This is a genomic window from Sphingomonas sp. (genome assembly GCF_019749955.1).
Classification (GTDB): Bacteria; Pseudomonadota; Alphaproteobacteria; order Sphingomonadales; family Sphingomonadaceae; genus Sphingomonas.
In genome coordinates this window covers 172144-184858 of sequence record NZ_JAIEPC010000009.1, presented here as the reverse complement: position 1 = coordinate 184858, position 12715 = coordinate 172144, and the positions used below count along the sequence as shown (strand labels likewise).

17 protein-coding genes are annotated in these 12715 nt (G+C 64.6%); 9 read left to right on the top strand and 8 right to left on the bottom strand.

Translation table 11 applies throughout. The annotated features are described in order from the left end of the window. Positions 1-42: 42 nt before the first annotated feature. Both queC and queE read left to right on the top strand, forming a co-directional pair. Entirely contained in the window at positions 43-732 is a 690-nt protein-coding gene (gene queC, locus K2W81_RS03055; RefSeq protein ID WP_294101157.1) for a 7-cyano-7-deazaguanine synthase QueC, read from the top strand. Continuing rightward, the gene (gene queE, locus K2W81_RS03050) at positions 729-1358 is read left to right on the top strand and encodes a 7-carboxy-7-deazaguanine synthase (protein ID WP_294101154.1); all 630 of its coding nucleotides are present in this window, start codon (positions 729-731) and stop codon (positions 1356-1358) included. The genes queC and queE overlap by 4 nt, the downstream gene beginning before the upstream one ends. Before the next feature lie 5 nt (positions 1359-1363). On the opposite strand, the gene K2W81_RS03045 is transcribed toward queE, so the two are convergent. The 3 genes from K2W81_RS03045 to lipB all read right to left on the bottom strand — a co-directional run bounded on the left by K2W81_RS03045 (position 1364) and on the right by lipB (position 3342). After that, positions 1364-2050, bottom strand: coding sequence for a hypothetical protein (locus K2W81_RS03045; protein WP_294101172.1), 687 nt, complete (start codon positions 2048-2050; stop codon positions 1364-1366). A 220-nt stretch (positions 2051-2270) separates the two neighbouring features. Continuing rightward, the gene (locus K2W81_RS03040) at positions 2271-2564 is read right to left on the bottom strand and encodes a hypothetical protein (RefSeq protein ID WP_294101151.1); all 294 of its coding nucleotides are present in this window, start codon (positions 2562-2564) and stop codon (positions 2271-2273) included. 88 nt (positions 2565-2652) lie between these two features. Further along, entirely contained in the window at positions 2653-3342 is a 690-nt protein-coding gene (gene lipB / locus K2W81_RS03035) for a lipoyl(octanoyl) transferase LipB (RefSeq protein ID WP_294101148.1), read from the bottom strand. Between the two features lie 117 nt (positions 3343-3459). On the opposite strand from lipB, the gene K2W81_RS03030 reads away from it, so the two are divergent. Further along, positions 3460-4308 (top strand): hypothetical protein, encoded by an 849-nt coding sequence (locus tag K2W81_RS03030; protein WP_294101145.1) that lies wholly within the window; start codon positions 3460-3462, stop codon positions 4306-4308. Beyond that, positions 4305-5045 (top strand): hypothetical protein, encoded by a 741-nt coding sequence (locus tag K2W81_RS03025; protein WP_294101143.1) that lies wholly within the window; start codon positions 4305-4307, stop codon positions 5043-5045. Before K2W81_RS03030 ends, K2W81_RS03025 begins: the two co-directional genes overlap by 4 nt. Here K2W81_RS03025 and K2W81_RS03020 read toward each other — a convergent pair. From K2W81_RS03020 to K2W81_RS03010, 3 genes are read right to left on the bottom strand one after another with little or no spacing between them, the layout of a single operon-like run. Then, positions 5042-5623 carry an N-acetyltransferase gene (locus K2W81_RS03020; protein ID WP_294101141.1) on the bottom strand — a complete coding sequence of 194 codons (582 nt, stop codon included), beginning with the start codon at positions 5621-5623 and terminating at the stop codon, positions 5042-5044. The two genes, K2W81_RS03025 and K2W81_RS03020, sit on opposite strands and share 4 nt — an antisense overlap. A 4-nt stretch (positions 5624-5627) precedes the next feature. After that, on the bottom strand, positions 5628-6470 hold the full coding sequence (gene hemF, locus K2W81_RS03015; protein ID WP_294101139.1) for an oxygen-dependent coproporphyrinogen oxidase: 843 nt from the start codon (positions 6468-6470) through the stop codon (positions 5628-5630). 22 nt (positions 6471-6492) lie between these two features. Then, on the bottom strand, positions 6493-6951 hold the full coding sequence (locus tag K2W81_RS03010; protein WP_294101171.1) for a tRNA (cytidine(34)-2'-O)-methyltransferase: 459 nt from the start codon (positions 6949-6951) through the stop codon (positions 6493-6495). 209 nt (positions 6952-7160) lie between these two features. Between K2W81_RS03010 and petA the strand changes: the two genes are divergently transcribed. The 5 genes from petA to K2W81_RS02985 are packed head-to-tail and all read left to right on the top strand — an operon-like array spanning position 7161 to position 10794. Next, complete coding sequence (petA, locus tag K2W81_RS03005) at positions 7161-7739, top strand: ubiquinol-cytochrome c reductase iron-sulfur subunit (protein ID WP_294101137.1); 579 nt, start codon at positions 7161-7163, stop codon at positions 7737-7739. A 10-nt stretch (positions 7740-7749) separates the two neighbouring features. Next, positions 7750-9054, top strand: a complete 1305-nt coding sequence (locus K2W81_RS03000; RefSeq protein WP_294101135.1) for a cytochrome b/b6 — start codon at positions 7750-7752, stop codon at positions 9052-9054. 10 nt (positions 9055-9064) lie between these two features. Beyond that, a complete protein-coding gene (locus K2W81_RS02995; protein WP_294101133.1) occupies positions 9065-9883 on the top strand; it encodes a cytochrome c1 in 819 nt (272 codons plus the stop codon). Beyond that, positions 9880-10434: an adenine phosphoribosyltransferase gene (locus K2W81_RS02990; protein WP_294101132.1), complete on the top strand. Its 555-nt coding sequence runs from the start codon at positions 9880-9882 to the stop codon at positions 10432-10434. Before K2W81_RS02995 ends, K2W81_RS02990 begins: the two co-directional genes overlap by 4 nt. 60 nt (positions 10435-10494) lie before the next feature. Then, positions 10495-10794, top strand: coding sequence for a hypothetical protein (locus tag K2W81_RS02985; RefSeq protein WP_294101131.1), 300 nt, complete (start codon positions 10495-10497; stop codon positions 10792-10794). Between the two features lie 132 nt (positions 10795-10926). Here the strand turns inward: K2W81_RS02985 and K2W81_RS02980 are convergent, their stop codons facing one another. Both K2W81_RS02980 and K2W81_RS02975 read right to left on the bottom strand, forming a co-directional pair. Continuing rightward, entirely contained in the window at positions 10927-11376 is a 450-nt protein-coding gene (locus tag K2W81_RS02980) for a MaoC family dehydratase (protein WP_294101130.1), read from the bottom strand. 37 nt (positions 11377-11413) lie between these two features. Further along, on the bottom strand, positions 11414-12661 hold the full coding sequence (locus K2W81_RS02975; RefSeq protein ID WP_294101128.1) for an ectonucleotide pyrophosphatase/phosphodiesterase: 1248 nt from the start codon (positions 12659-12661) through the stop codon (positions 11414-11416). Positions 12662-12715 lie beyond the last annotated feature (54 nt).

Below are 12715 nucleotides of genomic sequence, written 5' to 3'. Positions count from 1 at the left end.
ATGGTTGCGGGGCGCGCCAAATGGGCTTAGCCGCGCTGCCTCATGACGCATTCTGATCTTTCAGCGGTGGTGCTGGTATCGGGCGGCCTCGATTCGATGGTCGCAGCCGCGCGCGCGCGTGAAGCCGGGTTCCGGCTGCTCGCACTTTCGGTCGATTACAACCAGCGTCACCGGGTCGAGCTGGCGGCGGCAGCGCGCGTCGCCACGGCATTGGGTGCCGAGCGGCATGTCGTGCTGCCGCTCGATCTGTCGGCGTTCGGCGGTTCGGCGCTGACGGCCGACATTGCGGTGCCCAAGACCGGCGTCGAACCCGGCATCCCGGTTACCTATGTGCCCGCGCGCAACACGATTTTCCTGAGCCTCGCGCTCGGCTGGGCGGAGGCGGCGGGCGCGCGCGACCTGTTCATCGGGGTCAACGCGCTCGATTATTCGGGCTATCCCGATTGCCGCCCCGAATTCATCGCGGCGTTCGAGGGGCTGGCGGAACTTGCGACCAAAGCGGGTGTCGAAGGCGCGCCGTTCCGCATCCACGCCCCGCTCCAGCATATGACCAAGGCAGACATCGTCCGCGAGGCCGCGCGGCTCGGGCTCGACGCCGGGATCAGCTGGTCCTGCTATGATCCAACCCCGGACGGCCTGCACTGCGGGCTGTGCGATAGCTGCCGCCTGCGCCAGCGTGGGTTCGAAGAGGCAGGCATTGCCGACCCAACGCTCTATGCGACGCGGCCATGAGCTATGCCGTCAAGGAAATGTTCCTGACCTTGCAAGGCGAGGGCGTTCACGCTGGGCGCCGCGCGGTGTTCATCCGTTTCGCCGGGTGCAATTTGTGGAGCGGGCGCGAGGCTGACCGCCCGACAGCGATCTGCCGCTTCTGCGATACCGATTTTGTCGGCACCGACGGCGATGGTGGCGGCAAGTTCGCCGATGCGGCGGCAGTTGCTGAGGCAGCAGCCGCGCTGTGGGGGCAGGGCGAGGGCGCCTTCGCTGTGCTGACCGGCGGCGAGCCGATGCTGCAGGTCGACGATGCACTGATCGACGCGCTCCACGCGGCGGGTTTCACGATCGCGATCGAGACCAACGGGACTTTGCCGGTCCACCCCGGCATCGATTGGGTGTGCGTCAGCCCCAAGGCCGGGAGCGACATTGTTCAGCGCAAGGGCGATGAGGTGAAGCTCGTCTGGCCGCAACCGGGCAGCGACATCGACGCAATCGAGGCTTGGGATTTCCGTCACTGGCTGATCCAACCGATGGACAGCGCCGATACCGCCGCCAACACGCAAGCGGCGATTGATTTCGTGCTGGCGCGCCCGCGCTGGCGGCTATCGCTGCAGACGCACAAGCTGCTTGGCTTGCGCTGAGCGGCTTAGAAAGGCCCGCAGGCGCGGTAGTCGTAGTAATTCTGCTTGGTCCAGCACCGCGGATCAAAGCGCGGGAAGCGTGTGCGGCTCATGTCGAGCGCCCGCCGCCCGCCAAAGGCCTGCTCGCCGAGCAACTGCATCCCGTTACGCAGCTCGCGCATGCGGGTCTCGGCAACGACATAGAGCTTGCCGCGCGGTGCGATGATCGCCGCATAGCCGATGTCAGCGGCGGTCTGACAGAACAAATATTGCGAGCCGACATTGGAGAACATCGAATAAAGCCGTGTGCCATATTGATCGAGCCCCGCCACTCCGGATCGGCTGGACTTGGCTTTTGCCTTGGTCTTCGCGTTCGCCATCCGGTTGAAATATTTGCTGAGCGTATCGAGCGATTCCTTCAATTCGGCCTGATGGTCGAGTAGCATAGCGTTATATTTGGGCACGCTGAGCAAGGTCGGCTCGAACTGGCAGCGCAGCGCGGCGATGTTGAGTGCCGCGCGCAGCGACCACACCAGGCCGGCGCGCAACTCTACCGGGGTCGCGCCGGGGAGGGGAGTTGTGAGGCCGGGTTCGTTGCCGACCACCGGCGCTCCCGCCAGATCGGGGCTTTTGAAGAAGAACTGGGCGGAGGCGGGCGCGGCCGTGATCGCCGTCATCATCGCCAGCAACCCGCAAATGAACCGCGCTACCATTTTCGTCACATTCCCATCCCCGTCCACAGCCCGCGCTTCTCGCGCAGGACGCGCGGGTTTTCAACCGTGGGAGTCGATCGAACCGGCGCGTTGTCGAGGCAACCCGACTCGATTTGTGTCCACAAACCGCGCCTGCACGAAAAAGGCCGCCCGGAAACCCGAACGGCCTTTTCCTGATTGCTTGGCTGCCCGATTGAGGCAGCCGGCTTTCGAAAGAAGATTACTTCTTCTTTTCGGTGGCCATCGCGTCGTTCGACGACATCATGGCGTCGTTCGACGCCATCGCATCGCCCATGCCCATGGCGTCGTTCGACGACATCATGGCGTCGTTCGAAGCCATCGCGCCGTCGGTCGCCGTCATGTTGTCCGAAGCCATCGCGTCGGTTTCGTTGGTGGTTTCCGTCGCCATTGCGTCGTTACCGGCCGTCGGTTCGGTCTTGGCGCAAGCCGAGATCAACAGCGCCGCGCTGGCGATCATCGAACCCGTCACGACCTTGGAAATGAGTGCACGCATTTGAAGCTCCCTAGATAATGGTTTTGGTTGGCTTGACCGCCTTTAATCCCCAAACCGCAGTGGACATTAGTCGGATATCGTCTCGCCCTCAAGCCTCGTTTTCGATAGACAAAGAAAGACTATCGAGAAAATGCCCGAGTCTCGACACGAGCGCTGTGTCGAATGCCTTGAAATCGCCCCCTTTGCCAAGCTTTTTTACGCTGGTGACCGGAAATTCTGGCAGGCCGCAGGGGACTATGCCTGCGAAATCAGACAGTTCCGTTGCAATGTTCACGGAAAATCCGTGCATCGTTACCCAGCGGCGCACGCGCACACCAATCGCGCCGATTTTGGCCTCCGTACCGTTTTCGGACGTCCAGATACCCACCCGGCCGGGCACCGCATAGGCCGCGACATCGATCAGACCGAGCGCTTCGATCAGCCAATTCTCCAGTGATCCGATGAAGTTACGAATGTCGCGGCCGCGCTTGGCCAGATCAAGCACCAGATAGCCGACGCGCTGCCCTGGCCCATGATAGGTATAGCGACCACCGCGTCCGGTCGCGAAGACTGGGAAACGCGGGTCGATCAACTCTGCGGGGTCGGCGCTCGTTCCCGCCGTGTAGATCGGTGGATGTTCGAGCAGCCAGATCAGCTCGCGCGCGCTGCCCGCCGCCACCGCAGCCGCGCGCGCCTCCATCATGGCGAGCGCTTCGGGATAGGGGACGGGATCGGTGCTGATCCGCCATTCGATGTCGTCGCCGCCGTCAGTATCGGGGTCGGTGCGCGGGCTGGTCATGGTCGATCACATGCGGTCGCCGGGCGGCGCGCGCAAGCATTGGCATGCGCGCGCCGCTTGCGCTAAGCGCGCAGTCCACGGACAAGGCCGAACATTGGGACGCGCGGGAGTTAGGCGATGAGCAGGGTCGACATCAGCGCGGTCTGGGACCGGGCAACCGAATTTCTGGGCGATAATCTGGCAACGCTGATCCCGGTGGCGGTGCCGTGGATCTATCTGCCGCTGGTCGTCCAGAGTGCGCTGGCACCGCTTGCCAAGACGCCGGGGCCGCTCGCGATCGGGGTGCAAGTCGCGGCCTTTGGATTGACGCTGGTCGGGATATGGGGCCAGCTCCAGGTGCTGGCATTGGCGATCGATCCGGCGCGCGGCGCCGGCAGTGCGCGAGCGCAGGCGACGGCGGGCATATTGCCTGTGTTGGTCATCACGCTGGTGTTGGGCATCGGCGCGATCCTGCTCGCGACCCCCATCGGCATCGCGCTTGGCGTCGCCGGTGTCGATTTGCAGGCCCTCATGCGCGCGAGCGAGACCGGCGCGACGATTCCGCCGCCCGCTGGCATGACGCCGGCGATTGCGATCTTCATGCTGGTCTATGTGGTGGTGCTGCTCGTCGCGCTGCTGTGGCTGACGGCGCGGCTTTTGCTCGTGAACGCGGTGCTGCTGGCGGAGGGCAGCTGGTTCGCCGCGATCGGCCGCTCGTTCGCGCTGACGCGGGGGCGCGTGCTGGCGCTGATCGGGGTGCTGCTGTTGTTCGCGATCGTCAGCTTCGTCGCGACGCTGGCGGCGCAGACGGTGTTCGGTGCCATCTTTGCGCTGATCCTCGGCGGCGAGGGGCCAGTGACGATCGCGTCGGTGCTCGCCGCAGCCCTCGTCGCGATCGTGTCGACTGCATTCACTTTGTTATCCGCCGCGTTCATCGGCAAATTTTATGTCGCGGCGCGCGCACAGGAAGCCATCGGCACCGCATGACGATTGATTTGGGCGGCACCGCTGCCGATGCCTGGGCGCTGTGGCGGCGCGACCGCATAGTGCTGTTGCCGCTGGCGGGGCTGTTCCTGTTCGTGCCGACGCTCGCGCTGCTGTTGCTGGTCACGCCGCTGACCGTGCCCGCCGACACGGTGATCCGCCCGGGCACCGCCGAAACGGCGGCGTTTCTCGCGCAATATCGCGCCTGGATCGGCGCCAATGCCGGTTACTTCATCACGGTGAGCATCGTTTCGGCCTATGGAGCGCTGGCGATTTTCGCCTTCTACTTCGACCGGACCGCCGACACACTGCGCGACGCGTTGATCGGTGCGTTGGCGCTGCTGCCGCGCTATCTGCTCGCGGGCATCATCGGCACGGTCCTGACGATGGTCGGCTTTGCGCTGTTTTTCCTGCCGGGCATTTATCTCGCTGGGCGGCTGTTGCTGCTGGGGCCAGTACTGGTCGCCGAAGCGCCGCTGTCGGCGATCGATTCGCTGGTGCGGAGCTTCGGCATAACCCGCCGTCATGGCTGGATATTGGCCGGCGTGATGGTGATCGCGTTCGTTGCCGATGTGGTGCTGCCCGCGCCATTCCAGAATCTCGATGCGACGCTGCGCGGTCTCCGCGCGGCCAATCCGGTGGTGATCGTCGTGGTCGATGCCATGGCGGCAGCAATCGCGACGGCGGTTGCTCTGGGCCTGCTGCTGTTCAAAGTCGCGCTATACCGGCGGCTGGCCTAGAGCATCGGAATCTGCGGCGCGGCGTCGCGCGGCAGCAGCCCGCTCGCGCGCGGATCAGGGAAAGTCTCGATCGTCCGCATCACGGACTCGAACCCCTGCGCGCGGTAGAAATTGAGCGCCGAGGGGTGATCGAGCGTGCAGGTGTTGACCCGCACCAGCGCGACGCCCGGCCGCCACATCATGGCGAGCGCCAGACTCATCAGCCAGCGGCCATGCCCTTTGCCCGCCAGCTCAGGCACCAGCCCGAAGTAATCGAGCGCGCACCAATCGGCGGCGGGGTGGGTGAATTCGAGCAGCCCGACTTCGATCCCCGCGCGGTCGATCACCGCGTGGACCTGCGTCTCGGGCCGGTCGATCGCTGCGGCGAGCGAGGCATCATCCAGCGTGAGCCGCGAATACCAGAGCCACGGCGCGCCGACGCGGGCGAACAGGGCGCGATATTTGTCGGGCTGCGGTCGCGCCCAGCGCACCAGCCTTAGCGGGCTGTCGGGCAAGGGCCGCGCAGGCGGGCGCCGCCGCATTTCGAGCGTGGTGACGATCGTCGCGATTTCGCCCGGCGCGACCCGCGTCAGGGCCACCGCGTCAAGCCCAGGTGGCGCGCGGCGGCAGGCTCATCAGGATCGCGTCGATATTGCCGCCGGTCTTCAGCCCGAACAAAGTCCCGCGATCATAAACGAGATTGAACTCGGCATAGCGCCCGCGCCATTCGAGCATCCGGGCTTCGTCTTCGGGGGTGAAGGCGTCATGCATCCGCCGCCGGACGATTCTCGCGAAACTGTCGAGGAACTGGCGACCGATATCCTGAATGAACGCGAAATTGGCGTCGAAATCGCCTTCGAGATGGTCGCAGAAAATGCCGCCGACGCCGCGATGCACCTTGCGGTGCGGGATGTAGAAATAATCGTCGGCCCATTTCTTGTACCGGTCGTGATAATCGGCGCCGTGCGGGTCGCAGGCGGCCTTCATCGCCGCGTGGAAATCGGCCGTGTCCTCCTCGAACGGGATCGGCGGGTTCAGGTCCGCGCCGCCGCCGAACCAGCGCTTGGTGGTGACCAGGAAGCGCGTGTTCATGTGCACCGCGGGCACCATCGGGTTGGCCATATGCGCGACCAGGCTGATGCCGGTCGCGAAGAAGCGCGGGTCGTCGGCGGCGCCATTGATCGTCTTGCCGAATTCGCCTTCGAACGTGCCGCCAACGGTCGAGACGTTGACGCCGACCTTTTCGAACACTTTGCCCTTCATCACGCCGCGCACGCCGCCGCCGCCGGGCTCTCCTGAAGGGTCGATGCGGTCCCAAGCCGTATAGTCGAACGCGGCGTCGGAGCCGGCTTCGCGCTCGATCGCTTCGAATTCGGCGCAGATCAGGTCGCGCAGCTTTTCGAACCAGGTCCGTGCCGTCTGCTGTTCGGTATCGAGTTCCATCATCCCCCCGTGCTACACTCGCGTCTTAGCTGGCCGCGTCGGGCCATCCTTTGATCTGGCGCAAAGCCTCGCCCGTGGCGATGGCGGCTGCGACCGCGACATTCAACGATCGCCGCCCCGGCACAAGCGGAATTGTAAGGCGCAGGTCGGCCCGGTCGTGAACATCATCGGGCACACCGCTCGACTCTGCGCCGAACAGCAACACATCATCGGGGGCAAAGGCAGCGGCGTCGATGCGCACGGCGCCGCGCGTCGACAGCAGGACGATTCGCCCGGTCACCGTGCGTTCGAATGCTGCCCAATCCATGTGGCGCGTCACATCGGCCTGCGCCAGATAATCCATGCCTGCCCGCGCCAGCTTGCGGTCGCTCCACGCAAAGCCCATTGGCTCGATCAGATCGACCGCCAGATCGAAGCACGCGGCCAGCCGCAAAATCGTGCCGACGTTGCCCGCAATATCGGGCTGATAAAGTGCGAGACGGATTTGCGCGGGGCTTGCCATGCGGATAGGGCTTAATGCGGTATGGCCGCATTGGTCAAAATGCTGTTGGCAAATCGCATGGCCTGTGTCTATCAGGCCGCGAGTTTGCGTCCAAGCGACGCGCTAAGACGGCCAGTGGGTGCCCATTGCAGCGCCCTCTGGCACGGAAATGACTGACAAAGTTCGACACAAGGTTCGACAAGGGCAAGTGAATGGCAACCGTTGATACCCCGATTGCAGCCGGTGATGGCGCCCCGCACGGCGAAGACGGCGACTATCGCCGCCGCGACTTCCTCAGCATTGCTGCCGTCGCTTTTGGCGGCGTGGGCGTCGCGGGCATTCTCGTGCCGCTGATCAGCCAGATGGCGCCATCCGCCGACGTGCTCGCCGATTCGACCACCGAGCTTGACCTGAGCGCGATCGCGCCGGGGCAGGCGATCAAGGCATCGTTCCGCAAACAGCCGCTGTTCGTGCGCAACCTGACCCCGGAAGAAATCACCGAGGCGAACAAGGTGCCGGTCGCCTCGCTGCGTGACCCCGAAACACTCGCCCAGCGCACCAAGGAAGGCCACACCAACTGGCTCGTGACGATGGGCGTCTGCACGCACCTCGGCTGCGTGCCGCTTGGTGCGGGCGAAGGCGAAGTGAAGGGCGAATTTGGCGGCTATTTCTGCCCGTGCCACGGTTCGGTCTACGACACCGCCGCACGCATCCGCAAAGGCCCGGCGCCGAAGAATCTGATGGTGCCGCCGTACAAATTTTCCACCCCCACCACCATTGTGATCGGTTGAGGACAGCAGCATGAGCTTTCCCTGGGCAAAGCATTACGAGCCGAAAGCGCCACTGATGAAGTGGATCGACGAGCGGCTGCCGCTCCCGCGCTTCGTCTATAGCGCGGTTGGCGCGGGCTATCCGGTGCCGCGCAACCTGAATTATTTTTGGAACTTCGGCGTGCTCGCTGGCGTCGCTTTGATGTGCCAGATCGTCACCGGCATCGTGCTGGCGATGCACTTTGCAGCCGATGCGGGCCTCGCGTTCGACTCGGTCGAACACATCATGCGCGACGTCAATTTCGGCTGGCTGCTGCGCTATGCCCACGCCAATGGCGCGTCGATGTTCCTGCTGGTCGTCTACATCCACATCGGCCGCGGCCTCTACTACGGGTCGTACAAGGCGCCGCGCGAGATGATCTGGCTGCTCGGCGTGGTCATCTTCCTGCTGATGATGGCCACCGCGTTCATGGGCTATGTGCTTCCGTGGGGCCAGATGAGCTTCTGGGGCGCGCAGGTGATCACCGGCTTCTTCTCGGCGATCCCGCTGGTGGGCGAAAGCATCCGCATCTGGCTGCTCGGTGGTTTCGCGCCCGACGATGCCGCGCTCAACCGCTTCTTCTCGCTCCATTATCTGCTGCCGTTCGTCACATTGGGCGTGATCATCCTCCATGTCTGGGCGCTGCACATTCCGGGGTCGAGCAACCCGACCGGCGTCGAAGTGAAGGGCGAACAGGACACCGTGCCGTTCCACCCCTATTACACCGCGAAAGACGGCTTCGGGATCGGCGTGTTCATGCTGATCTATTGCGCGTTCATCTTCTTCATGCCCAACGCGCTTGGCCACCCGGACAATTATATCCCGGCGAACCCGCTTGCGACCCCCGCGCACATCGTGCCTGAGTGGTATTTCCTGCCCTTCTACGCGATCCTGAAGTCGTTCACGGCCGACTTTCTGTTCATCCAGGCGAAGCTGTGGGGCGTGCTCGCGATGTTCGGGTCGATCCTGCTGCTGTTCTTCCTGCCCTGGCTCGACACGTCGCCGGTGCGCTCGGCCAGTTATCGCCCGCGCTACCGCATTTTCCTCGTTGTGCTGCTCGTTGATGTGCTGGTGCTCGGCTATATCGGCGGGGCCGAGGCGACCGCGCGCAACGTGATCATCGGCCAGATCGCGTCCGTCTATTATTTCGCGCATTTCCTCATCATCCTGCCGATCGTCGCTGCGACCGAGCGCCCGCGTCCGCTGCCGAACTCGATCACCGAATCGGTGCTCGGCAAGCATGGTGGCGCAACCGCCGCGTCGGGCCTGTCCGGCAACGCGCTTCCGGCCGAATAAGGGGTTTATCATGGTTCGCTATATTGCCGGTTTGGTCGGCGTCGGTTTCGTCGTCGCGCTGCTGGTGTCGCTGTTCGGCAGCGTGTCGGGGCTGATCAACGATCCGCAGCCCGAAAGCGCGGCGGCTTTCCTGTACAAGCATCCCAAGGAGCTCGCGCTCGACAGCGACGGCTTCATGGGCAAGATCAACGTGCGCCAGGCGCAGCGCGGCTTCCAAGTCTATAAGGAAGTCTGCGCCAACTGCCATTCGCTGTCGCTTGTCGCTTTCCGCGATCTGAAGAAGATCGGCTACACCGACGCCGAGGTGAAGAAGATCGCCGCCGATTGGGGCACCAAGCAGTCGGTGCAGGATCCCAAGACCGGCGACCGCACCGAACGCGCGAACGTGCCGGCCGATCACTTCCCCAAGGTCTATTACCCCGGCACGGGCGTGCCGCCCGATCTGTCGCTGATCACCAAGGCGCGGCATGAAGGCCCGGCCTATGTCTATTCGCTGCTGACCGGCTATGCCGAACAGACGCCCGAGCTGATCGCCAAGCACCCCGATGCGAAGACGCCGGATGGGTCTTATTACAACCCGTACTTCCCGACCCTGAACCTCGCGATGCCGCCACCGCTCGCGCAGGACGGGCAAGTCACCTATGCCGACGGCACCCCGTCGACGGTTGCGCAAAATGCCAAGGACGTGGCCGAATTCCTCGTCTGGACGGCCGAGCCCGAACTCAACGACCGCCATTCGCTTGGCCTCGCGGTACTCGGCTTCCTGTTCGTCGCGACGATCCTGGCCTATGGCGCCTATCAGTCGATCTGGCGGAATGTGAAGCATTGAGCATTGCGACGGGCGCCGCCGCCAACGACGATCTGAAGGCGCTGATCCGCACGATCCCCGACTTTCCGAAGCCGGGGATCATGTTTCGCGACATCACCACCTTGCTGCTCGACCCGCATGGGCTTGCCCAGACCGTAGAGCGTATGGTCGCGGCGGTCGATGGTCCGGTCGATCTGATCGCGGGCATCGAGGCGCGCGGGTTCCTGTTCGCCGCCGCGATTGCGGTGCCGCTCAACGCCGGTGTGCTGCTGATCCGCAAGGACGGCAAGCTGCCCGGCGTGACGATCGCTGAGGATTATGCGCTCGAATATGGCCAGGACCGGATCACGATGCACGAGGATGCGCTGGCCCCCGGCCAGCGCGTGCTGCTCGTCGATGATCTGATCGCCACCGGCGGCACCGCGCGGGCCGCAATCCGCCTGCTGCGCAAGGCGGGCGCGAATGTGACGCAAGCGCAGTTCGTCGTCGACCTGCCTGAACTGGGCGGTGCGGACGCGCTGCGCAGCGATGGCATCAACGTCACCGCGCTGCTCTCGTTCGAGGGCCATTAATCTTCGCTTAGGCAATACCATTCGGCGCCCCGCGTATTGGGGCCGGATGGAGGCGTAGCGATGATCGCATCTTTGACGAAAGTGGCGCTGGGCGCCGCGCTGCTGGCGGGCCTTGGCGCCTGTGCCGATGATTATGCCGGTGGCTATGGCCGGGGCTATTATGGCGCGGTTGCGCCCTATTATGGCTGGTACGGCGACTATTATTACCCCGGCACCGGCTATTACGTCTATGATCGCTACCGCGTCGCGCGGCGCTGGTCCGACCGCGACCGCGATTACTGGAACGGGCGCCGGAACGGCTGGCAAGGCGGCCCGGTCCGCGACAATTGGCGCGGGTTTCGCGGTCGCCGCTGGCGCTAGTGCATGATGGCTTGAGGCTGAATGACGCCCCTTCCGTTCGTGTCGAGCGAAGTCGAGACACCCCGCGCGCCGCTTGTGGCCTGTTTCTCGACGTCGCTCGAAACAAGCGGGTCAAGGGAGCGTCACGAGACGCTAGGCAGCAGGGCGCGTCGCGATCAGCCCGATCGCGATCGTCGTCATCACCGCGACGCCGTCCTGGTTGAGCACGGTGATGCGGCTGCGATAGCTGCCCATTTCCGGGCGGCTGGCCGAGGCGCGCTTGTCGAGCACTTCGACCGACAGCGACAGCGTGTCGCCGGGGTAGACGGGCTTCAACCAGCGCAGCTCGTCCTGGCCCGGCGAGCCGAGCCCGGCTTGCTTGGTGCGCGTCAGATTCTCGACCAGCATCGCCATCATCATCGCGCAGGTGTGCCAACCGCTCGCCGACAGCCGCCCGAAATGCGTTTTCGCCGCCGCTTCGTCGGACAGGTGGAAGGGCTGGGGGTCAAACTTCGTTGCGAAGTCGATCACCTCGTCGCGCGTGACGGCGTAGCTGCCGAAATGGCTGACCTTGCCGACCTCAATGTCCTCGAAATAAATCATGGAGTCGGTGTCGCGTGCTTCGCCCGCCTTGGCAAGCCTAGCGGTTCAGCGCACCCCGAAACGGCGCATCGCTGCCGTCGAGATCCTTGCCCGCTGCCAGCCCGAGCAGATCGCGCAGCAACGGCGCGACATCGACATTGTCGAACCCGGCGATCTTGCCTGCGGGCTTGATCGCCGGACCGCTCGCAATGAACAGCGCGGCCATTTGCGGATCGGTGGGATCAAAGCCATGCGTGCCGCGATATTTCTCGGCCATATCGGCGGCGGGGGGCTTGTCGAGGATCAGCCAGCCAGTCTCGGCGAGACACACATAGGCCGGAACGCGCGGATTGCGGCCATAATGGTACGCCACCGGTACCTGCGCCTTGGGCCAGCACTGCGCGTGCGGCACCGGCTTGACGATGGCGGCGGCAAGCGCGGCGTCCTTGCCCGGCATTGGCTCGATCCCGGCATAGGCGCCGGTGACGACGAAGCGATAGCTGCCCTCCGGCAGGCTCTGGTCGAGCCGCACCACACGATCCGGGCTGATCGCCGCCATGCCGTGATCGGCGACAATCACGAAATTGGCAGGCTGGCCCAGCGCCGCGAGTTCGCTGCGCAACCGCCCGATCGCCGCATCGACCTCACCGACGACGGCGGTCGTCTTGGGGCTGTCGGGGCCATTGGCGTGCCCGGCCGAATCGACCGCGTCGAAATAGAGCGTGAAGAAAGCAGGCCGCGTGTCGACCGGCCGCCGCAGCCAGTCGATGATCGCATCGACGCGCTGGCGATTGCTGACCTCATGGCCATATTGCTGCCAGTCCTGCGGGCGCTTGCCGTCGAAGGCGACATTGGCGCCGGGCCAGAACATCGTCGCCGAATGGATGCCGGCCTTCTCCGCCGTGATCCAGATCGGCTCGGCCTGCGCCCACCAGAACGGCTCTTCGCTCTGCATGTTGAAGGTCATGCCGGGGTGGCCGGGGTCCTCGATCTTGTTACCGACGATGCCGTTGCGATCAGGCCGCAGCCCGGTGACGATCGTCCAGTGATTGGGAAAGGTGATCGACGGAAACGACGGTCGCATCGCCGCGCTGATCCCCGCATCGGCGAGCGCGTTGAGATTGGGCGTCACCCCCCGCGCGAGATAGTCGGGCTTGAAGCCGTCGATCGAGATCAGGATCGTGACGGCTTTACGCGCTTCGGCGGGCGCCACGGCAACCGTCTTCGGCGCCTCAAGCGGCTGCGTCACGCACGCCTGGAGCCCGGCGGCAAGGAACGCGGCGAACAGGCGGGATGACAGGCGCATGCATGTCGCAGTGCCGGACGAAAGGGACAGCATGATGACAGTGCAGAACGACGA